The sequence below is a fragment of the Dokdonia sp. Asnod2-E02 genome (assembly GCF_045063915.1).
GTDB lineage: Bacteria > Bacteroidota > Bacteroidia > Flavobacteriales > Flavobacteriaceae > Dokdonia.
In genome coordinates this window covers 1,899,519-1,919,547 of the sequence record NZ_JBEFNX010000005.1, presented here as the reverse complement: position 1 = coordinate 1,919,547, position 20,029 = coordinate 1,899,519, and the positions used below count along the sequence as shown (strand labels likewise).

The 20,029-nt window shown below is 37.7% G+C and carries 24 protein-coding genes and 1 tRNA gene; 11 read left to right on the top strand and 14 right to left on the bottom strand.

Going from position 1 to position 20,029, the window contains the following annotated elements:
- Window positions 1-17: 17 nt before the first annotated feature.
- The 7 genes from ACJJVM_RS08730 to serS form a co-directional block, all read right to left on the bottom strand.
- Window positions 18-446, bottom strand: coding sequence for a thioesterase family protein (locus ACJJVM_RS08730; protein WP_299148756.1), 429 nt, complete (start codon window positions 444-446; stop codon window positions 18-20).
- Window positions 443-1,792: a magnesium transporter gene (gene mgtE, locus ACJJVM_RS08725; RefSeq protein ID WP_035334905.1), complete on the bottom strand. Its 1,350-nt coding sequence runs from the start codon at window positions 1,790-1,792 to the stop codon at window positions 443-445. The genes ACJJVM_RS08730 and mgtE overlap by 4 nt, the downstream gene beginning before the upstream one ends.
- Window positions 1,793-1,863: 71 nt before the next feature.
- Window positions 1,864-2,730 carry a 16S rRNA (adenine(1518)-N(6)/adenine(1519)-N(6))-dimethyltransferase RsmA gene (gene rsmA, locus ACJJVM_RS08720; protein ID WP_298349329.1) on the bottom strand — a complete coding sequence of 289 codons (867 nt, stop codon included), beginning with the start codon at window positions 2,728-2,730 and terminating at the stop codon, window positions 1,864-1,866.
- 49 nt (window positions 2,731-2,779) lie between these two features.
- A complete protein-coding gene (locus ACJJVM_RS08715; protein WP_298349332.1) occupies window positions 2,780-3,088 on the bottom strand; it encodes a DUF4286 family protein in 309 nt (102 codons plus the stop codon).
- Window positions 3,088-3,741, bottom strand: coding sequence for a hypothetical protein (locus ACJJVM_RS08710; RefSeq protein ID WP_298349335.1), 654 nt, complete (start codon window positions 3,739-3,741; stop codon window positions 3,088-3,090). Before ACJJVM_RS08710 ends, ACJJVM_RS08715 begins: the two co-directional genes overlap by 1 nt.
- 1 nt (window position 3,742) lies before the next feature.
- On the bottom strand, window positions 3,743-5,536 hold the full coding sequence (locus ACJJVM_RS08705; RefSeq protein WP_405211437.1) for a tetratricopeptide repeat protein: 1,794 nt from the start codon (window positions 5,534-5,536) through the stop codon (window positions 3,743-3,745).
- Between the two features lie 128 nt (window positions 5,537-5,664).
- Complete coding sequence (gene serS / locus ACJJVM_RS08700) at window positions 5,665-6,936, bottom strand: serine--tRNA ligase (RefSeq protein ID WP_405211436.1); 1,272 nt, start codon at window positions 6,934-6,936, stop codon at window positions 5,665-5,667.
- Between the two features lie 252 nt (window positions 6,937-7,188).
- Between serS and ACJJVM_RS08695 the strand changes: the two genes are divergently transcribed.
- The 9 genes from ACJJVM_RS08695 (at window position 7,189) to ACJJVM_RS08655 (ending at window position 13,853) form a co-directional block, all read left to right on the top strand.
- Entirely contained in the window at window positions 7,189-7,812 is a 624-nt protein-coding gene (locus ACJJVM_RS08695; protein WP_405211435.1) for a hypothetical protein, read from the top strand.
- Window positions 7,799-8,401 (top strand): DUF6705 family protein, encoded by a 603-nt coding sequence (locus ACJJVM_RS08690; protein WP_405211434.1) that lies wholly within the window; start codon window positions 7,799-7,801, stop codon window positions 8,399-8,401. The genes ACJJVM_RS08695 and ACJJVM_RS08690 overlap by 14 nt, the downstream gene beginning before the upstream one ends.
- Window positions 8,402-8,425: 24 nt before the next feature.
- Window positions 8,426-9,019, top strand: a complete 594-nt coding sequence (locus tag ACJJVM_RS08685) for a DUF6705 family protein (protein WP_405211433.1) — start codon at window positions 8,426-8,428, stop codon at window positions 9,017-9,019.
- Between the two features lie 24 nt (window positions 9,020-9,043).
- Window positions 9,044-9,577, top strand: a complete 534-nt coding sequence (locus tag ACJJVM_RS08680; protein ID WP_298349346.1) for a DUF6705 family protein — start codon at window positions 9,044-9,046, stop codon at window positions 9,575-9,577.
- A gap of 63 nt (window positions 9,578-9,640) precedes the next feature.
- Window positions 9,641-10,318: a hypothetical protein gene (locus ACJJVM_RS08675; RefSeq protein ID WP_405211432.1), complete on the top strand. Its 678-nt coding sequence runs from the start codon at window positions 9,641-9,643 to the stop codon at window positions 10,316-10,318.
- A 184-nt stretch (window positions 10,319-10,502) separates the two neighbouring features.
- The gene (locus ACJJVM_RS08670) at window positions 10,503-11,153 is read left to right on the top strand and encodes a DUF6705 family protein (RefSeq protein ID WP_405211431.1); all 651 of its coding nucleotides are present in this window, start codon (window positions 10,503-10,505) and stop codon (window positions 11,151-11,153) included.
- Window positions 11,154-11,487: 334 nt separating this feature from the next.
- Window positions 11,488-12,204 carry an imm11 family protein gene (locus ACJJVM_RS08665; protein ID WP_405211430.1) on the top strand — a complete coding sequence of 239 codons (717 nt, stop codon included), beginning with the start codon at window positions 11,488-11,490 and terminating at the stop codon, window positions 12,202-12,204.
- Between the two features lie 382 nt (window positions 12,205-12,586).
- Window positions 12,587-13,126 carry a hypothetical protein gene (locus ACJJVM_RS08660; RefSeq protein WP_405211429.1) on the top strand — a complete coding sequence of 180 codons (540 nt, stop codon included), beginning with the start codon at window positions 12,587-12,589 and terminating at the stop codon, window positions 13,124-13,126.
- A 103-nt stretch (window positions 13,127-13,229) separates the two neighbouring features.
- Window positions 13,230-13,853: a glutaredoxin family protein gene (locus tag ACJJVM_RS08655; protein WP_405211428.1), complete on the top strand. Its 624-nt coding sequence runs from the start codon at window positions 13,230-13,232 to the stop codon at window positions 13,851-13,853.
- On the opposite strand, the gene ACJJVM_RS08650 is transcribed toward ACJJVM_RS08655, so the two are convergent.
- The 5 genes from ACJJVM_RS08650 to ACJJVM_RS08630 form a co-directional block, all read right to left on the bottom strand.
- Window positions 13,783-15,207: an HTTM domain-containing protein gene (locus ACJJVM_RS08650; RefSeq protein ID WP_405211427.1), complete on the bottom strand. Its 1,425-nt coding sequence runs from the start codon at window positions 15,205-15,207 to the stop codon at window positions 13,783-13,785. The genes ACJJVM_RS08655 and ACJJVM_RS08650 overlap by 71 nt on opposite strands.
- Before the next feature lie 3 nt (window positions 15,208-15,210).
- A complete protein-coding gene (locus ACJJVM_RS08645) occupies window positions 15,211-16,164 on the bottom strand; it encodes a bifunctional riboflavin kinase/FAD synthetase (RefSeq protein ID WP_405211426.1) in 954 nt (317 codons plus the stop codon).
- Window positions 16,165-16,166: 2 nt separating this feature from the next.
- Window positions 16,167-16,796, bottom strand: a complete 630-nt coding sequence (gene pth / locus ACJJVM_RS08640) for an aminoacyl-tRNA hydrolase (RefSeq protein WP_298349358.1) — start codon at window positions 16,794-16,796, stop codon at window positions 16,167-16,169.
- Window positions 16,797-16,924: 128 nt separating this feature from the next.
- A complete protein-coding gene (locus tag ACJJVM_RS08635; RefSeq protein ID WP_298349361.1) occupies window positions 16,925-17,548 on the bottom strand; it encodes a 50S ribosomal protein L25/general stress protein Ctc in 624 nt (207 codons plus the stop codon).
- 29 nt (window positions 17,549-17,577) lie between these two features.
- Entirely contained in the window at window positions 17,578-18,519 is a 942-nt protein-coding gene (locus ACJJVM_RS08630) for a ribose-phosphate pyrophosphokinase (RefSeq protein WP_038597861.1), read from the bottom strand.
- A gap of 158 nt (window positions 18,520-18,677) precedes the next feature.
- Here ACJJVM_RS08630 and ACJJVM_RS08625 point away from each other — a divergent pair.
- Window positions 18,678-18,758, top strand: a tRNA-Leu gene (locus tag ACJJVM_RS08625).
- A gap of 34 nt (window positions 18,759-18,792) precedes the next feature.
- On the opposite strand, the gene ACJJVM_RS08620 is transcribed toward ACJJVM_RS08625, so the two are convergent.
- Window positions 18,793-19,182 (bottom strand): DUF2721 domain-containing protein, encoded by a 390-nt coding sequence (locus ACJJVM_RS08620; protein ID WP_298349366.1) that lies wholly within the window; start codon window positions 19,180-19,182, stop codon window positions 18,793-18,795.
- Between the two features lie 103 nt (window positions 19,183-19,285).
- Window positions 19,286-19,426 carry a hypothetical protein gene (locus ACJJVM_RS08615; RefSeq protein ID WP_298349369.1) on the bottom strand — a complete coding sequence of 47 codons (141 nt, stop codon included), beginning with the start codon at window positions 19,424-19,426 and terminating at the stop codon, window positions 19,286-19,288.
- Between the two features lie 254 nt (window positions 19,427-19,680).
- Here ACJJVM_RS08615 and ACJJVM_RS08610 point away from each other — a divergent pair, with 254 nt between their 5' ends.
- Window positions 19,681-19,992, top strand: a complete 312-nt coding sequence (locus ACJJVM_RS08610; RefSeq protein WP_405211425.1) for a hypothetical protein — start codon at window positions 19,681-19,683, stop codon at window positions 19,990-19,992.
- Window positions 19,993-20,029: the final 37 nt, after the last annotated feature.

Genomic DNA, 20,029 nt, shown 5'->3' with positions numbered 1-20,029 from the left:
ATAAGGACCTCTTTATACTACGCAAATAATTGGGATACCTCCACCGGTACTCGCATAGGTCGTCCTTGGGGCATTTTGAGCAAGCACCAGTTTGTAACTGCACTCACCAGTACTTTTTCTTCTCCCTTGCGTTTTATAGTGGTATGTCTCTGCGAGGTCGCACCAGAGATTTGTACCACCGTAGTTGTTACGACAATCTCGTCATCTTTAAATGCCTGGCCGTGATACTTTATATGGTGATCCATCACCACCCAAGCCATTTTATTGATGCCTAGTCGCTCTTCGGCTGGGTCTTCGTCTTTAAAATAGTCTCTCGTTACGTGGTTCCAATGTTTTGATGCAGCAATTTGCACCCAGTCTAAGTACACTACATTGTTTACGTGGTTGAGCACATCTATAGCAGATGCTGGTACGGTGAGGTGATATTCATAGCTTTTCTGGCTCAAATACCTAGTATAAGTTTTGCGATATAGAGGTAAATAAGTATTCCAAATATATCATTACTTGTAGTAATAAACGGCCCAGTTGCAATCGCAGGATCAATCCCTCTTTTATGCAAAAACAACGGAATAAACGTACCTATAATCCCAGCAACAATGATTACAACAAATAGCGAAATTGATATAGACGTCGCATAGTCTACCGCACTTTCTGATATCCATACGTAAAAGAACAATACAATAGCCAGCGCAGCACCGTTAAGCATTGCGAGCAGCATTTCCTTAATTAATCTGTTACCTATGCTTCCTTTTACATCATCATTTGCAAGACCTTGTACAATAATCGCACTAGATTGCACCCCTACGTTTCCAGCCATTGCAGCAATAAGCGGTGTAAATAGTAAAAGAATAACGTGATCATTTAACACCTCTTCAAAACCGCCCATAATAGCCGCAGCTCCTACACCACCTAGTAACCCTAAAAATAGCCAAGGTAATCTCGCACGAGTAAGCTGTAGTATGCTATCATCTGCCTCTACATCTTGAGAGATACCTGCTGCCATCTGGTAATCTTTTTCGGCCTCTTCTTTTATAAAATCTACAATATCATCTATTGTAATGCGTCCTTGCAGCACACGCTTATCATCTACAACGGGTATAGCCTCTAGGTCATACTTTTGCATCACCTTTGCAACATCTTCTGCTGGGTCATTTACATTTACAGAGTCTACTTTAGGTATATAGATTTCAGATATTTTTGTTCTCGTATCTGAGGTAAGAAGGTCTTTGAGCGATAGTCTCCCTATGAGTTCATTCTCTTTTGTAACCACGTAGATAGAGTGCACTCGAGTCACCTCTTCTGCCTGGCGACGCATCTCACGCACACACCCTGCCACTGTCCAGGTTTCTTTTACCTTAATAAGCTCCTTTGCCATAAGACCACCAGCACTATTCTCATCATATTGCAGCATCTCACGTATGTCTGCCTTATGCTCTTCGTCTTCTATCTGGTTTATAACTGCTAGCTGTATATCATCATCTAGCTCACCTATCATATCTACCGCATCATCGGTATCCATTTCTTCTACCTCATCTGCAATTTCGGCAGGAGTTAGGTTTTCTAGAAGTTTTTCTCGCACATCTTCATCTAGCTCCATAAGAGCCTCAGAAGTTTGCTCACTATCTAAGAGAAGTACTAGGTAGGCAGCCTCATCTGCATCTACCTCATCAAGGATCTCTGCAATATCTGCGTGGTGAAGATCTGTAAGCAATTCTTTGAGGGCTACCTCATCTTGAACAGCTACGTGTGCTTGTATCTGGTCTATGAGATTGCTTGTGAGTTGAAATTGCATAGGTTTGTTTTTACTAGTAGTACAAATATAGGAAAACCCCTTGCGCAGAGTAATTACAATGCCTAGAGATTTTACTGCTCTTGTATATCTTTTGTGATTGCTGCTGTAAGTTCTATAAAGCCTTGTACAGAGATTTGCTCTGGGCGTTTATTGAGAATTTCGCTTTCGCGAAAGCGGTCACTTAACCCCATACCCTTAAGACTGTTTCTCAACGTTTTTCGGCGCTGCTGAAATGCCATTTTTACGACCTTAAATAACATCTCTTCTGTGCAACCTATGTCTTTAAAGTTTTCTTTTCGCTTTAAGCGTAAAACTCCACTATCTACTTTAGGTGGCGGAATAAAAACGGTGGGAGGTACCGTAAATAAGTATTCTGCATCATAAAATGCTTGTGCCAGTACAGATAAAATGCCGTAGGTCTTGCTCCCGTGATCTGCACAAATGCGTGCGGCAACCTCTTTTTGAAACATTCCCGTAAACTCTGGGATGCGCTCTTTATGCTCAATAGTTTTAAAAACTATTTGCGTACTAATGTTATATGGAAAGTTCCCGGTAATTGCTAATGGCTCTCCAGGGTAAATAGTGTCTAGGTCGTACTTTAAAAAATCGGCTTCTAGTACGGTAAACTTCTCATCATTGAGCTTATGCTCTAGCGTAAACGAGCTTCTTAAATACTCAATAGACTCCGTATCTAGATCCATCACCGTGAGTTGCGCTGGTTTTGCTAGAATATACTTAGTGAGTACTCCTGTCCCAGGTCCTATCTCTAAGATGTGTTTATACCCTTCTAATGTGAGCGTGTCCCCAATATCTCTTGCTACAGACTCGTCACCTAAGAAGTGTTGCCCCAAGTGCTTTTTTGCCTTCACCCCTTGATCGCGATGACCACGATTTGCGTGCGGCTTTTCAAATTTTCTCTTCTTTTGTTGTTTTGACATCGTAGTGGAGCTAGTGAGTAGGTGTTACTTGTATTTCCTTGCCTGAAAACTAGTGCTGCGAGATTACCTCGAGCTCTGTTCTAAAAGCGACAAATTTACCCGCAAACTTGTTAATAGACGCTTGCATTCTTTCTTGATCTTCTGCATAGTAGGCATCAAGGTGCTGCTGGCTAGGGCAACCATATTGTACGGAGTAGGTTACTCCGCCCATTTCCTCTTCGGCGCGTACTTTTGTCATAAGTGCTTTTTCAAACTTTCCGGTTGCAATCACTTCTGGTATGTGTACTTCTTGCATCCAGGTAAGCCATTCTTTCTCAACAGACTCTTCTATGTTTATGGTAACGTTATATATAAGCATTAGTTCTTTTTATATTTTTCTAAAAATTCTTGAATTACATTATCAAGATCCTCTTGTTTTTTAATTCGTTCTCTTAAAGCGTATCCATATGAAGCTAGAATATTCTTAAATTTCTGAGTCTCATAAGGAGCTGGATTTTCCAGTGTATCCGAAGTCATATTTGAATAATCTATCAGATAAGGATAATAATACTCTGTCATTGTACTCCGGCTCTGTTCATCTACTCCCTCTGCCCAGCCATAATATTCATAAATACCTACAATATCATTTTGAAGTACTGGATTTTCTATAAATCTAACGTCGCCAGTAGCCATAAGTGTATTGTAAGCATTCTTTTTAATATAAAGATAATCTGCCGCAAGTAACTTAAAACTTAGCCAGTACTCACCTTTAAGGCGTTGTTTATCATTTACAACTACAGCTAGAGTATCTACTAGCGCTAGCATAGCATTAGAAGACTTTAAACTCCTCTTTACGTTATTCTGATTGTAAACAGTTTCATCAATTATACTCTCAATGTGTCTATCAACAAGCTCCCCCTCTTTCTTTGCTTGAGAACACGTATTGAGCTGAAAAGCAAGCAAAATACCAATGACAACCACAATAAATTCCAGAAAATGGTTGAGCCAGTCTATTTTTTTCTTCTTTGCCATGTCAATTTATTGCATCTCCTCTCAAATTCCTAAATCGCTTCTGTGCCTCTACATAATAGATACTGTCTGCAAGGTCAAAAATGATGCGCTCATAATTATTTTTTGCCTTTTCTGGCTCATTGAGCGGTCCTTCGTATAATCTTGCTAGACGATAATAAGCATCATCTGCCAGTACGCCATCGCTATAATATTCTATGATTGTGAGGTAGTTTTTTTCGGCTTTTTTGAAGTCTTTCTTAGCTTCAAGAAGTTTTGCTTGAGATAGTAGTGCCTCGTCTTCTATCTTTTCTCCCTTATGAACCTCTAGTATATCATCATATAGCGTGATAGCCTCTTCGGTCTTGTTTTGATATGCACGCAGGCTTGCCGTAGCATACTTTTTGAGCGCCGTTTGCAAGCTATCATCCATAGAGTTATCTCGTATCACGAGTAGCAACTCTAGGGCATCATTTGCAATGAGTTGTGTGGCTCCCGCTTTAAGCACATTGAGCTGCGCCTCTGCCCAGTCAAAATCTGCCTTATAGTAACTCGTCTTTGCCACTTTAAATCGTGCCTCTTGTGAGATGACATTGTTTTTAATCTTGTTCTGGATCTGTGAGTAATAGATAAGTGCTTGATTAAACTTCTCTTTAAGCACGAGTACATCTGCAAGCTCCATCTTGAGTCGCGCTTCATCAAATCTTCTTAACGGTGACTTAAGTGATTTTTTGAGATACGTAATCGCGGCATCTGGCTGCTCCATATTAAAAGCTAAATAATGCACATAATCTATCTGTAGCGGTATGGTAAATGGTGTTTGACCATACTCATCAAGAATAGCCTCATACCTGTTTTTTATAGCTTCTTGGGCATCTCCAGTGCTAGCACTAGCGATGTCTATCTTTATAAGTTTTTGTTCGGCTTCTAGCTTTACATCTTCATTTGCGATGTTTTCTTTTAAAAATAGTAAAATCTCTCTAGCATCTTCTAGCTCACCTTCTTCTATCGCAATATCTGCAAGGTTTTCTAAACCTTCGTACCTACCGTCTGTACGACGGTAAATAGCTTTTTCTTGAGCAAAGGCTTTGTTATACTGCTTTTGCTGGATAAATAGCCAACTAAGCAAATCGTTATAAAGTACGTTTTGCTCAGACTGTAATCGCTTGAGTAGTGTTTTTCTAAAAATGATATTTGCATCATTAAGCGGGTCATCATTTATATAAATTGAGAAATTGCGTTGTGCCACCTGCACATACTTCCCGCTTCTATTTATAAGGTTGAGATAGGCATCAAACATCTTTTGCACTTCACCTAGCTCCCCATATAGTTTTGCTAGCTGTATATTAAAATTTGAATTAGGGTTAGTCTCCATACCCACCTCATAAGTACGCACGGCTTCTTCTAGCAAGCTATGCTGTTGCAAGATGCGAGCGGCGCGATAAGGATTCATTGTACCCTGTGCCACACCTTCAATTACCTGATCATAATAACTTCTGGCTATAGAGTCTTGCGCTTGTAACTGGTGGTTATACCCTAACTCTACAAGTAAAAACCCTTTATCTCTCGTGGTTTTAAGATTTTGACTTATCACCTCTTCGGCTTTATTATACTGCTCTAGTTGCTGGTAACTTTTTATGAGGCCAGCGAGTAGCACACTGTTTCCGCGTTGTTTTACTAGGGCTTTTTTGTAAGAGATAATGGCTTTTTGATACTCGCCTTGGTCTGCATAATTGCGCGCTAGCTGTTCTGATTGCGCTTTCGCGAAAGCGGAAACCAGCAACATCATAACAACTTGTAGTAACAAACTCTTCTTCATAGCCTAAAGATAACGAAAAACGTGCCATAGCATTGCTGCAGCACGTTTCTATATTATAATAGTGTTCCATTACAAAGGTTACACTCCTTCTCATTAAAGAAATGACTTTGCGTGGAAAGTGATTTTTTTTAATCTATCATATCAAAACCACAGTACGGCACAAGTGCCTTAGGGATTTTTATCCCTTCTGGAGTTTGGCAATTTTCTAAAATCCCTGCAAGTACACGTGGCAATGCAAGCGCACTACCGTTAAGTGTGTGGGCAAGCTTGTTTTGTCCATCTTGGTCTTTAAAACGAAGTTTTAAACGATTTGCCTGAAAGGTCAAAAAGTTAGACACAGAGCTTATCTCTAGCCAGCGATCTTGTGCTGTACTAAAAAGTTCAAAATCATACGTAAGGTGACTAGTAAACCCAAGATCACCACCACAGAGACGCAAGATTCTGTATGGCAATTCTAGTTCTTGCAAGATTGTCTTTACGTGATCTACCATCCCGTCTAGCGCCGCAGCACTGTTATCTGGGTGCTCGATACGCACAATCTCTACTTTATCAAACTGGTGCAACCTGTTAAGCCCACGTACGTGCGCTCCATAAGATCCTGCCTCTCTTCTAAAACAAGGTGTATATCCCGTACAAGTGATAGGCAACTCACTATGACTGCGCAAATCACCGCGGAACATATTAGTCACCGGCACCTCTGCCGTAGGGATTAAATATAAGTCGTCTTCTGTCACGTGATACATTTGCCCTTCCTTATCTGGAAGTTGCCCTGTACCAAAACCAGAAGCCTCATTTACAAGGTGTGGCACCTGGTACTCTGTATAGCCTGCTGCTGTATTTTTATCTAAAAAATAAGAGATAAGCGCGCGCTGTAAGCGAGCTCCCTTACCCTTATATACTGGAAAACCTGCTCCCGTAATTTTTGTACCTAGCTCAAAGTCTATAATGTCATACTTTTTTGCAAGCTCCCAGTGTGGTAGCGCCGCATCGTGTAGTACCGGGATGTCTCCTTCTCTAAAGATCTCCTCATTATCCTCATCACTATTACCTTCTGGCACGCTATCGTGAGGCACGTTAGGTAGTTGGTATAGTAAATTTTGAAGCTCTTCTGTAGCCGTATTAAGCTGCTCCTGTAGTGTTTTAGACTGCTCTTTGAGACCGGCTGTTTTCTCCTTTAAGAGATTTGCCTTTTGCGCTTCTCCGCTTTTAAAAAGCATCCCAATTTCCTTAGAAAACTTATTACTATCTGCAAGTACTTCATCTAACTGTGACTGGGAGTTACGACGTAACTCATCTGCAGCAATTACTTGATCTAGTAAGGTTGCGGCGTCTATGTTTCTTTTAGATAACGCTTTCGCGAAAGCTTCTTTGTTTTCTCTAATGTGTGCTACTTCTAGCATAGTAAATGGGTTTTAAAAACGAAAGGGTAAATTTAAGGAAATGCCCGCAAGTAAAAGGAAAGCCACCACCTAGTTTTTACAAGCTGCTAGAGAAATTTTAAAAAATACCGCCCGTTTTACGGAAATCCGTAAAATTGTAGCCGCGAGTGGTTGTAATTTTACAGTCATTCATCAATCAAAAAACCGAGCAGTGCTTTTTACTCCTCATATTTTAGGTGGGTTTATAGTGACTCACTTCTACAAACGAGTCTTGTGAATATACTGAGGACCTTAACTTATCTTTTATTACTTATAATACTGTCATCTTGCCAAGTAGAAAGAAAAGCAGAAGATAAAAACGCGCTCAAGATTTTTGAAAAGGTCATTAAAGATTATCAGGCAAATTATAAAGACACACCATTAGTTTTCTCAACAAAGGGAGAATTCAAAAAAGTTTGTCTGGGCGAATACAAAGGAAACTTAGAGAAGTTCCGTAAATCAGATAGTCTTTGCAAAGAAGTGCTTAAAAAACACAAAGACTCTATCAATGCTGTTCCTTGTGTTCTAAGAAGCAATTATTTTAAGTATAATAACATTCTTACTAATAAAGATTTAGAATTTTTTGCGTCTGATAAAGTGGTTGCAACTCCATTAAATTCTGAAATAAAGGCTATGTTAGAATCAGATCTTTTACTCGATTATGATGCAGAAAATATAGAAGCTAAGGTTTATAGACTGATTACAGGAGTATATAGAAATCCATCTAAGCAAATAGCATTTGTACAATGGTCTGATTACAACTCAAATCTATCTGGAATTACGAGCCAATGCGCGTTATATGTGTACAAAGATAACGACTGGTTTAAAATAGGAAATCTCAATTATGGATATTGGTAAACATCTCTCATACATCATTGCATTTGCTTGCTTGGTATTAAGCTGTAAAGCACAAATTACGCCCTTGTGGCAGGCAGATCCAGATGCTCCTGATGGTTCATATTTTAAAGACCTAGATAATGATTTAGATAATTTTGAAGGAGTGTGGGAATCAGATAACAATGGCACTACCTTAACTTTAGATTTACGAAAGATAGAAAACATTGAAAATGGAACTTTCAATAAATCTGAGGATATTCTTGTTGGAGAATATAAATATGTTGAAGATGGTCAAACTATAATGGATTACCTCCCTTTACTTGACGATCCAACAATTATCGGACATAAGCATTATGTATCAGGTAATTTATTAATGGCAAATTACCACAGACCACCTTGCAATAATTGCCAGCCAGATGATAGGAGATTGATGCTTTTCTGGATTGATCCAGAAAAACGTAATCTTAGAAGTTCATCTGTATTAAGACGTTTTCAAGAAAATGGAGTTGAAAAATTAGAGATGCGGCATTATCTTACCTATGGCGAGGGGAGTGACCAAGATTTAATTCCTAGAATACCGTATCAAACCTACATTATGACCTTGCAATAACAAAAGGATTTTCAAAACAGATAAATGAAAAATACACCTTTACTATTATTTATTTTAACAATTAGTTTAAGCTGCAAAGCACAAATTACGCCCTTGTGGCAGGCAGATCCAGATGCTCCTGACGGTTCATATTTTAAAGACCTAGATAATGATTTAGATAATTTTGAAGGAGTGTGGGAATGGACTGATGGCACCAAAACACTAACCATTAGACTACTAAAAAAAGAGAATATTACAAATTCTTTTGAAACGACTAGCGAAGATTTAATCGTAGGAGAATATAAATATGTTGAAGATGGTCAAACTATAATGGATTACCTCCCTTTACTTGACGATCCAACAATTATCGGACATAAGCATTATGTATCAGGTAATTTATTAATGGCAAATTACCACAGACCACCTTGCGGTAATTGCCAGCCGGATGATAGAAGATTGATGCTTTTCTGGATTGATCCAGAAAAACGTAATCTTAGAAGTTCATCTGTATTAAGACGTTTTCAAGAAAATGGGGTTGAAAAATTAGAAATGCGGCATTATCTTACCTATGGCGAGGGGAGTGACCAAGATTTAATTCCTAGAATACCGTATCAAACCTACATTATGACGTTGCAATAACAAATGTGTTTTCAAGACAGATAAATGAAAAATTTTTTAATCATAATACTGGCTTCAATAACTTCTACGCTAACAGCTCAAGAAATATTCCCATTAGGAACTAGTGTTCTTGATTGGCCTGATAACAATTACTACGTAAAGGATATAAATAATGATCTAACTCAACTTGAAGGAGAATGGTTATATACAGACGGCTCAAGCTCATTTGAAGTAACTTTTGAGAAATTTGAAATGGTATCTCATCCAATTAAGAGTAACACATTTTATGATGCCCTAAATGGCAAATATAAGTACATTAATAATGGCGTTATAATTTCTGAAAGAACAACAATTACCGCTGGTATGGATAATGACTTTAGCCTGTATTATGAAAGTCCAACCGCTTATGGATTAGTTATTAAAGATGCGGCAAGTAATAGAGTGAGAATAGGTAAATTTATACTAACATCCCCTACAGAAGCAGAGGTATCTTTTTATACTAGTGAAGGTGTTAAAATTTATACAAACTACACAGGTGAGTGGTCATTACCAACAGAGATGACATTGACTAAGCAGTAAGAAATAATTTAAAATCTATTTTTCATCTAGCGACCACCACAGAGATAGAACAAATCACTATTAATGAGAGAACTAATAACGAAGATGCGCTGGATAAAGGTTGTTAACATAATTATTCTATTTACACTTGGTAGTTCAGGAGCGTTTGCACAGGAGAAACTTTCCTCAACATACAACGCATTAATAGATGGTCACTCGAATGACCTTTTGATATTTGAAACGAACGGATCATTTACGAGAGAAAAGGGAAGTAGTCTGGGTATTAAACAAATAAGTGTAGGTAAATATACGTTTACCGAAGATGAACTCTTAATAGTTAATTATAACAATAAACCTGTGCTATTAGGCTACTATAAAGATCGTCAAAATAGAATAACCCAAAATGATTCTACATTTATTGTTATATCTATTAGGGATCAAGAAACATTGGAATATATTCCTTTGACAAACGTAATTCTTGCAGGAAGGAAAAGTGGTAAAGTGGCAGATCATCTCGGAAAGTGTTTATTTGAGTTAGAAAATTCGGAAAAATACCTAGTTTTTGAAATTTCACATCCTGGTTATCATAATTTATATGTGAGCGTAAAAAACAATGGTCAGCACTTTATTGACATATATCTAGCCAATAAACTAACCAAAGGACTCCCATTTATAGAAGCTAGAGATACTCTTGATTTTTCAAATAGTAAAATGTATTTGACTTCAAGGAGGTCTGGAATAACTTGGAAAAAAGTAGAATAGAGTCCTAATTTAAGAAAAAATACGAATACAGCTATTTAATGGAGCTTTTCTTCCAATAGATGATCTAACATTAGAAAACCCTGAATTAATGAGTATTCCAGAAGGAATTTATACGTTGATTAAACAATAACAAAAGTGAACCAAAGCCTCCACACTAAGAAGGTTTTGATTTGTACTATCCATAATGAAAAACACTTATTTATTAATACTAATTTTATCGAGCTACAATCTATTGAGCCAAACCGAAGTCCCAATAGAAGATTATCAATCCTTAAGCGCTATTTCTGGCGAAAAGAATGATATCTACTTTAAAGATGTAAATGGCATCTTTACCAACTATCTTGGTGTATGGTCTTGGACAGATGGCAATAAGGAGATAGTATTAAATTTATATAAAGATGAAAATGTGCCCATTACTTATGGAAATATAAATTTCAGTCGTGATCAGATATATGGGTATTACATATACAAGGAAAATGGAATAGAATTAATTAACACCAAGTCTGTATTACAAGAGTTAATTAATGAAAGACAAGATGAGGCACGTGGAGGAATAGGTATGATTCCTATAAATGATGGTTTTGATAGTTCTAATATCGTTGCAGTTTCATTTGCAGATTATTCGAGAAGAGCTTGTATAGATGGAATAGAAGTACCTGTTTCTGGGAGTCCTGGCTATTGGAAATTTAGTGATGAGAATAACGCCAGTGTTGGTCTTTATGCAGCTGGAACAATTTATAGCAATTGTGAAATAAATATTCTCTATCCTAATTTTCCATCAAATGAGACCATTGATTTAGTCAAAATTGCAAATGAAGCTCCGCCTCTAGATTAAAACTATTTTAGATTCATACTTAATTAGTTTTAAGCACTATTAGCCAAGTAAGTAAAAAAATAAGGATATAATAGACCCATTAGAATGTTTAGGAGCTTTCTATTTTTTATGATATTTTTCATTCTAGTTGCGTGTCAACGGCAATTTTATAAAAAGGATATAGTAAATACTCAAATACAGAATCAAAACTTCTATGAAATAATGAGCAGAGACACTTTAGTTTTTAATCGCAATATTGAGGTGATAGAGAATTAATCAAATCAATTATTCTATTTGCACTTGATAGTTCTAGGGTTTTTGCACAGACGGAGAGTAATTAATTAATAAATTTAAAATGACATTCTATTCTATAAGAAGTTCTGGAAATAAGAAAACTATTGGTCATTACCCGCAGATAGAAAAGGTAACTCATAATTGTCACGTTTGGGATGACCCAAAATTTATAGATCGCATTCAATTTGAGAAAGCATATTTCGATCCCATTGTATCCATACCCTCATTATTTAAATCATCAAAAACTACAGATTTAATTCATACCGTAGGGATTGGTTTTGTTGGAAAGTTGCTGGTAAGCGGTAAACTGAAAACCATACTTGAAAATCATAGAAAAACTGGACTTCAATTTTTTAAATGCCCTATAGTTCATCGCGAGAAACGATTTGACGACTATTGGTGTTTAAACATATTTGAATTTGATATGGATTTTATAGACTTCCGTAAATCTCAATTTTTGGGAAAAATGAGTAAAGCAGAAGGAGGGAACTTTGTTCAAAATCTATCCTTCAAATCGTATAAAATTTTCAAAGAAAATTTGGAAAAAAAAAGAGAGTTAGGTTTTAGCCAGTTATTTATATCAAAAGTAAAACTAAACCCTTCAATCTCTGAAGATTTTTTTGCCCTACAACACGTCGAGGGAACTGTAAAGTATATTGTTTCCGAAAAACTCAAAAAGCTTATAGAAGAAACTTGTACAGGAATTGAATTTATGCCATTAGAAATGACCTTGTCCCAATGGCTACAAGGAGGTGAAAGGAAAAAAATTTACGGTTAACTATCTAATTATTGCGTATTTTCTTCTTCTAAAAACAGTTTGTAGGTGATAACGGATAAACCTCCAATATTAACAATGCTATAAACAACAGGCCAAATTGGAATATTGTTCAAGAAGTATTAGAAGGAATGACAACCTTAAAAGAATTATTCTAAGGTTGCTTTTCACAATAACTATTATAATTCTAGTTTTTCTTTATTGGGAATACAATTGAACAACAAACTACACCATATTAAACAGATAACGAAAAAGGAAACCCGTGCGAATAATTTTATATTTCTTACTAATAACACTGATACCTACGTCCTGCTACACGCAGACTGAGCGTTCTGACCATTATAAAATCATAGATAACGCAATTAGCTTATACATTCAAGAGAAGGTGGTTGAAGCAAAAAAAGAAAATCCTCTTCGATTAAATCCAGTATTTTCTAAACTAAGCCCTACGACTACCCAAAGTAATGCTCTTATGTTGGAAAATTTGAGCTATTACGATCGTTATAAAGAGGTTGAGTATAATGATTATATTTTACCAAAATTTGACGTCAAGGAAGATAGTTTATATTACAGCAGACAACTTTCGCTTGCCGGGTCTTTTATTGATTTTACAAAACTGGAGACCCTAAACGTGGTACCCTACAAAAAGGAGTTATTAGTGGCTAAAAATATTGAGGCCTTTAATAAAGCATACGGTAGAGATTCATCTGAAGTTAACAAAGAGCGTCTCATACGCTATAAAAAAAATTTGCTACATAAGGAAAATGGACATTTTGAAGTATCCTATCCCATTATTTCAAAAAATAAATCTGAAGCGGTCTTATTAATCTCTTCACGTAAAATAGGTTATGAACTTTGGTTTTTTGAGAAATCAAAAACTGATTGGATTCGTAAGTGCACCATTAATATTGGAACAATTGATTAGCAAATTACTTTTACTTTAAAAGATTAGTTTTTAATAATCAGTTTGATATAATTAAAACCGCTCCTCCAGAGCGGTTTTGATTATTTTTATAAAAAAGACTCAAATGAAATTAATACTAGTACTACTCCTCATTACCACTACGTTTACAAATGCTCAAAACCAACCTGTAAAAATAGAAGCAACAGAGCAGGATCAAAAGCTAGTGTTTATTTGCACAAATAACTCTGCTATAACACAAGAGGTAACACTTACACTCACGCAGCGAAAAGGGTTGCGTGGCTATACCAGACCAATCACAAAAAAGGTTGCTCCTAGCACTACAACTACACTTGCATCATTTACCATCGCAGGCGCTTATAATTACAAATATAGCACGAGCTGGAAGGAAGTGCCTAACATCAAAGAACAACAGGTCAAAAAAGAGGTCATTGCTGCCAGAACTAAAGGTAAAGTATTAAGAGATCTCTCAAAGATTAATACAGGTATAGTGATTTTTGATAATACAGATTGCCCTCGCTGCCAGCGATCTACCGCATATTTACTAGATAATAATGTGCCATTTAAGCTTCTCAATATAACAGATAATAAAAAGAACCATAAATTAATGTGGGACCTGCTAGAGGCACAAGGTGTAACTGGTACGATTAACACTCCCGTTATCTTAGTGGAGGGCGAACTCTCGTGGAGTCACGAAGATCTTCCTGCTTTTCTAAAGAGCCTACACTAGGAAAAAATGGTTTATCATTGAGATAATCCTCACTTTCTAGCACCCAGCTATTATGCTCAAACCATTGCCAGCTCACGCTCGCAATATCTACCTTAGGGTCAATCAATAATTTAGAACGGCGCCCATTAATGCGCACTCTACAGCGCACATAGATAGCCACATCTTCTCCTTGAGCAGCTTTAAGACGTTTTATATGCTGTGCAAATTGCCAAATCACATCTGGCTTAGAGCGTATGTTGCGCTGTTGATTTTTAGTAAGATATTCTTTGTGGTCTAGCGGAGTACGTTTTCCTGTTGTCTTATCTTCTATCGTAAACTTGACGGTACCGCTTTTAGAACGTAGCATCATACGCCAGCTCAAGCGATGTCCCTCCTCGCTCCACAACACATCATCTGGTATAAAATGCTGGCGCAGTGGCAAACCTATTTGAAAGATAAAATACACGGCAAACACCGCTAGAAGAACTCCCTTATACTTAGGTAATACGACATCGTCACTTGTGTTGTCATAATAAGGTTTCCACCTTTTTAAGAAAATACGGTGTATGGTTTTTGGCTCAAAAAAGAACACGGTAAACGCCAGTGACATATATGGGAAAATCCCAATTTGAAACACAAACGAGTTAAAGAGATGAAAGAAAATAGAGATAAAAAATGCCCACTTGCGCGTCTTTTTCCAAAGCAATGCTGGGATAATTAATCCGTCAAAAAGGATTCCCACGTAGGCAATCACCCAGTGTGTCCACTTTTGCTGCAATACACCCCCCACGAGCCAGTAATCTTTCTTACCGCGCATTAATATTTCTGGCACCGTAGCATCTAGCCAGTCAGGATATATTTTTGCAATAGAGGCGTATGTATACACAATCCACAGCTGTAATATTATAAATAGTGTGATCCATCGTGGCATAGAGAGGCCTCTTACGCTTTCGCGAAAGCGTGCATCTAGTGAGAAGGATCTGTGCGCAGGCAGTATTGCCATAATCCAGAGCAATAACATCAAGAGATAGTAGTGGTTATTATATGCTGTTTTTTGCATAAAATATACCGTGCTCCACATAATCGCATAGCCTACAATAGCCACACGATACTTAAAGCCTAGCATTACCATCACCCCAAAAATGCCCATTAACCCAAACCAAGCATACATTTGTGGTCCAGGGCCAGGGAAGGTTTGTAAAAAGTCAAAGCCTATGAAGTTAAATGTAAAATCTGGCGTAACAAGTATGCGACGTACCCAGCCAGTAATGAGTGCTCCCCAAGCCTCACAAGTAATAAGAAAACCAAAAAACACTCTAAAAACGATGAGTGGGCTGTTATCTATTCTTGTAAAGAGTAGCTTGTTAATTCCCATTTGTTAAGCGTTTTGAGAATTTGATTCTTCTAGTGCTGCTATGTAGTTACGAGAAAAAGCTTCGTCAGTTTTCATCGCTGCGACAAGTTCATCTATAGTATCAAAGGTTTTTTCTTCTCTTATACGTTCTAGTAGTTGTATCTCCAGCTGTTGCCCATAAAGGTCTTCATCAAAATCAAAGAAGTAGGTCTCTATAGTTTGCTTCTCTCCTCCTACCGTAGGGTTTGTACCTATATTCATCATCCCGAATACTGGCTTACCGTTTATGATTGCTTTTGCTACATAAACGCCCTGTGCGGGGATGAGTTTATAGTCTTCAGCTATTTCTAGGTTTGCAGTGGGGTAGCCTATGGTTCTACCTAGGCTTTTACCTTTTACCACAACTCCATTAAGCATAAAAGGCGCACTGAGATAACTATTTGCTAGTGCAACATTACCACTTACTAGTGCCTTGCGCACTTTAGTTGAGCTTATGGCTACATCTTCTAGTTCTTGTTTTGAGATTTCCTCTACCTCAAAGCCCAGCGTTTTTCCAAAACGCTTTAGATCTTCAATATTTGCATTACGATTACGGCCAAAACGGTGGTCATACCCTATAATCACTTTTTTTGCATTAAGGCTGTTTACCAGTATTTCTTCTACAAAAGTCTCTGCGTGATAACGAGAGAAATCTAGTGTAAAAGGGTGTATTACCAGGTGATCAAGGTCTAAACTCTCAAGCAGTTGCTCACGCTCTGCAATGGTGTTTATAAGCTTGAGCGATGTATCTTTTTGTAACACCATACGCGGGTGCGGAAAAAAAGTAAGTACGCACGACTCCCAGCCGTTTGCGCGGGCGCTCTCATTTATTCTGTTTATAATCTTTCTGTGACCTAGGTGCAAGCCATCAAAGGTGCCTATGGTCACCACGGTTCCTTTTTGAGAGGTAAATGTATGTGCGCTGTTATGAGTTTTCACTACTATTTTCCGTTGTAGGCGTTCATTGTATTATTTATCCCAGCTTTTACAAACGAGGCTATGACCTCGCTGGCTTTATCTAGTCGTTCTGGTAGTGCTGCGTTCTCATCTGCCGTCCACTCACCTAGCACATAATCTACCTGTCTTCCTTTTGAAAACTGATCACTTATCCCAAAACGGAATCTATTATACTTAGTGGTATTGAGCTGTGCTTGCGTATCCTTAAGACCGTTGTGTCCTCCGTCTGAGCCTTTGGTTTTTACACGTATGGTTCCAAACTCTAGGTTAAGATCATCTGTGATAACTAGTAGGTTTTCCACAGGGACTTTTTCTTGTTGTAGCCAGTAACGTATGGCTTTACCACTTAGATTCATAAAGGTATTAGGCTTCAGCAGTATTACTGTTTTACCTTTTACTCTAGTGCGCGCGATGTCACCTAGCTTTTCGGTTTCAAAGGTGGTTTCTTGCGCTTTCGCGAAAGCGTCTACTACTTTAAAACCTATATTGTGACGTGTGTTTTCATATTTGGGACCAATGTTACCCAAACCAACGATGAGAAATTTTTTCATAGGGTCTACTGCTGCTTCATCTTCTTTAGATTTATTAAAAAGTCTTCCAAAAAAAGCGAGCATAGTTAGGAGTTTAATAGCAATGACAAGGTAATCGCTTTGTTATGGGATACCGATAGTCACTAATGTATAAAAATAAAAAAAGCATCTCGAAGAACGAGATGCTTTTGTATAAATATAACAGGCTTTGCTTATTCTGCAACTGCAGCAGCGTCATCTGTTTCTGTTGATGGAACATCATCCTCATCCTCATCCTCATCGTCAACAACGGCAGTACGTGAAGTTCTCACTTGACATACAACTGTGTTGTCTGGGTGCATAAGTGTAAGGTTTTCTTGTGGAAGTTCTCCTATGTATAATTTACTTCCAATTTTAAGCTCAGTAATATCTGCCTCAAGAAAATCTGGAAGATCTTTAGGAAGTGCTTTCACACGTAGTACACGGTTTGTTTTACGTAAAACACCACCATTACGAACACCTTTAGAGTTACCTGTAAAGTGTACTGGGATGTTCATAGTTACCTCTTTACCTTCAAAAATCTGGTAGAAGTCTATGTGTAAGATACGATCAGTTACCGGGTGAAACTGTATGTCTTGTAAGATAGCTTGTACGGTTACACCGTCTAGCTCTATCTCTACAGTGTGCGCGTCTGGAGTGTAAACCAAATTTTTAAACGCTAGTTCTGGTGCGCTGAAATGTAATGGCTCGTCCCCTCCGTATACTACGCAAGGTACCAGTCCAGCATTACGTAAGGCTTTTGTAGCTTTCTTGCCTACGCTTTCTCTTTTAGATCCTTGGATCGAAACTGATTTCATTGTTAAATAATTATAGTTAAAAAAATATATTACATAATAAACTTAGATGCGATACTCGTGTTACTATTAACACGGTGCATTACATCTGCAAAAAGTGGGGCGCAAGTTAATACCTTTACCTTATCACTTTTATGGTCTCTCGGGATTGAATCTGTTACGATCAATTCTGCCAGTTGACTATTTTCTATTTTATCATAAGCGTTACCACTTAAGATGGCGTGTGTACATATTGCACGTACGCTTAATGCTCCTTTTTCCATCATTAGGTCTGCAGCCTTTGTAAGTGTTCCGGCAGTATCTACCATATCATCTACAAGTACTACGTGCTGTCCTTCTACACTACCTATAAGCTCCATATGTGAGATAACATTTGCCTTTGCACGTTGCTTGTAACAAATAACTACGTCACTCTCCATTGCTTTACTATATGCATAAGCTCTCTTACTACCTCCCATATCTGGAGATGCGATGGTAAGATTTTCTAATCCTAACCCCTTTAAATAAGGAAGGAAAATTGTACTTGCAAATAGATGATCTACTGGCTTCTCAAAAAATCCTTGTATTTGATCTGCGTGTAAATCCATTGTGATAATACGTGTAGCACCAGCTGTTTCTAGTAGGCTTGCCATAAGCTTTGCAGCAATAGGCACACGTGGCTTATCCTTACGATCTTGTCGCGCCCACCCAAAATAAGGTATCACGGCAGTAATGTGTCTTGCACTTGCACGCTTTGCAGCATCTAGCATCAATAACATTTCCATCATATTATCTGATGATGGCATCGTACTCCCTATAATAAACACACGTGATCCACGTACAGACTCTTCAAAAGAAGGCTGAAACTCACCGTCGCTATATGTTGATGTGATTACGTTTCCTAATGGTTGCCCAAAAGCTTTTGCAATCTTTTCAGCCAGTGGCTTGCTTTGTTGACAAGCAAAAATCTTCGGTTGCGGTGCGGTAGCAGTCATTTATAATGAGTTACGGTTGTTATGTTTCCTCTAAGGAGGTGCAAAAATAGTAATTAAAAATGAGTGCAGCAGTACAAAAAGCGTGCTTTTGTGGTGGGTAGATAAAAATATTCTTTAATTTTGTGCTCTCTAAACAACTCAAGCGGTTGTTTCCACTAGCCGAAATGGCGGAATTGGTAGACGCGCGCGACTCAAACTCGCGTTCCTTTGGAGTGTGGGTTCGATTCCCACTTTCGGTACAAGAAAGCCTTTATCTCACAGATAAGGGCTTTTTTATTGCTCCATATCTTTGAGTTGTATACTCAACGCCTTTGTAGACAATTGCACCTCTACAAGTGACAAAATAAGGGAGGTCATAAGAGCAACCAGACTTACAGCAAAGACTAAGTTTGCCCAGAAGGTGATATCTATATAAATAAGAAACATCGTTATCACTGCTAGTAAAAAGCTTACAATCGCCACCGCCTGCATATTTTTAATGATAGATAGACGCTTTCTCAACTTAGTTACTTGAAGACGCACGTCTTCAGAGCCCGTCTCTTGGTAAGAGGCGTGCAAGTTTCTAATAAGTGCTGCAATAGCGAGATAGCGAGCGTTATATGCAAGCATTGTTAAAGAGATTGCAGGAAACAAAAGAGCCGGTATACTTAAGGTAAGATTCATATAGTAGTTACTTATCGTAAAGCTACGAGATTGCACTACAACATAAAAACCCTAGACTTCTTAAAAATCTAGGGCTTTTAAAGCTAATTCAAATAATATATATCTAGTGACGGTCTACAAATGTGAAAGCAGGATTTCTGAACTTTTTCATATGCAGTAATCTACCGTATCTTTCAAGATTGCGCTTTATATTTTCGGTTGCCTGGTCATAATTAGACGGGCGATTTTTTACTGATGTGTTCATACTGTTTTGCTTTTTGATTTACATAAGAGACACGTTCTTTTTTTGAATGTTACAAATCTGATGCCAAAAGTTATTTATGTAATAAAAAAGAAGCATCCACAGCCACTTGTCTTTCACAAACCATTAACTAGCAGTCACAAAACCAGGTTAATAAATAAAATAAAAGCTACGCGCCTCCCTATCTTTATGATAGAAGAAGAGCAACTTCTTCAAAACAATTGATAAAGAAAAGCTTATAACATAACACTACTATTATGAAATCCATCATACTATTACTTACGACAGTCATCTCTTTTACAATGCTCTCACCAGAGATTAGTACGAGCAAAAAAGAAGTACTTACAGAAACGCTCACTTTTGATGCTTATGAGGGAGGTTACTTCTTCTTTACAGATGAGCAACAAGAACCTCTCATTCTTGTGAGCGATTCACAAGCAAGCATCTCACTTAAGAAGTTGCAAGCAAATGAAGTAACAGGCGAGAAGTTTAAAGTTAAGTACAAGAACACTGCGACAGAAGGTGAGACCTCAAACCAAGGACTACTTCTACACGTGATAATTGACTAATACATCTTCTCCCTTACCTTTACTAAAAAACCCAACA

Bases quoted from the DNA above. Each gene is read 5' to 3' on its own strand.
- ACJJVM_RS08705 (WP_405211437.1), bottom strand. From the start codon at position 5,536: ATGAAGAAGAGTTTGTTACTACAAGTTGTTATGATGTTGCTGGTTTCC.
- rsmA (WP_298349329.1), bottom strand. From the start codon at position 2,730: ATGTCAAAACAACAAAAGAAGAGAAAATTTGAAAAGCCGCACGCAAAT.
- ACJJVM_RS08685 (WP_405211433.1), top strand. From the start codon at position 8,426: ATGAAAAATACACCTTTACTATTATTTATTTTAACAATTAGTTTAAGC.
- serS (WP_405211436.1), bottom strand. From the start codon at position 6,936: ATGCTAGAAGTAGCACACATTAGAGAAAACAAAGAAGCTTTCGCGAAA.
- mgtE (WP_035334905.1), bottom strand. From the start codon at position 1,792: ATGCAATTTCAACTCACAAGCAATCTCATAGACCAGATACAAGCACAC.
- ACJJVM_RS08715 (WP_298349332.1), bottom strand. From the start codon at position 3,088: ATGCTTATATATAACGTTACCATAAACATAGAAGAGTCTGTTGAGAAA.
- ACJJVM_RS08630 (WP_038597861.1), bottom strand. From the start codon at position 18,519: ATGACTGCTACCGCACCGCAACCGAAGATTTTTGCTTGTCAACAAAGC.
- ACJJVM_RS08690 (WP_405211434.1), top strand. From the start codon at position 7,799: ATGGATATTGGTAAACATCTCTCATACATCATTGCATTTGCTTGCTTG.
- ACJJVM_RS08650 (WP_405211427.1), bottom strand. From the start codon at position 15,207: ATGGGAATTAACAAGCTACTCTTTACAAGAATAGATAACAGCCCACTC.
- ACJJVM_RS08710 (WP_298349335.1), bottom strand. From the start codon at position 3,741: ATGGCAAAGAAGAAAAAAATAGACTGGCTCAACCATTTTCTGGAATTT.
- ACJJVM_RS08655 (WP_405211428.1), top strand. From the start codon at position 13,230: ATGAAATTAATACTAGTACTACTCCTCATTACCACTACGTTTACAAAT.
- ACJJVM_RS08670 (WP_405211431.1), top strand. From the start codon at position 10,503: ATGAAAAACACTTATTTATTAATACTAATTTTATCGAGCTACAATCTA.
- ACJJVM_RS08665 (WP_405211430.1), top strand. From the start codon at position 11,488: ATGACATTCTATTCTATAAGAAGTTCTGGAAATAAGAAAACTATTGGT.
- ACJJVM_RS08680 (WP_298349346.1), top strand. From the start codon at position 9,044: ATGAAAAATTTTTTAATCATAATACTGGCTTCAATAACTTCTACGCTA.
- ACJJVM_RS08615 (WP_298349369.1), bottom strand. From the start codon at position 19,426: ATGAACACATCAGTAAAAAATCGCCCGTCTAATTATGACCAGGCAACC.
- ACJJVM_RS08620 (WP_298349366.1), bottom strand. From the start codon at position 19,182: ATGAATCTTACCTTAAGTATACCGGCTCTTTTGTTTCCTGCAATCTCT.
- pth (WP_298349358.1), bottom strand. From the start codon at position 16,796: ATGCTCGCTTTTTTTGGAAGACTTTTTAATAAATCTAAAGAAGATGAA.
- ACJJVM_RS08610 (WP_405211425.1), top strand. From the start codon at position 19,681: ATGAAATCCATCATACTATTACTTACGACAGTCATCTCTTTTACAATG.
- ACJJVM_RS08675 (WP_405211432.1), top strand. From the start codon at position 9,641: ATGAGAGAACTAATAACGAAGATGCGCTGGATAAAGGTTGTTAACATA.
- ACJJVM_RS08635 (WP_298349361.1), bottom strand. From the start codon at position 17,548: ATGAAATCAGTTTCGATCCAAGGATCTAAAAGAGAAAGCGTAGGCAAG.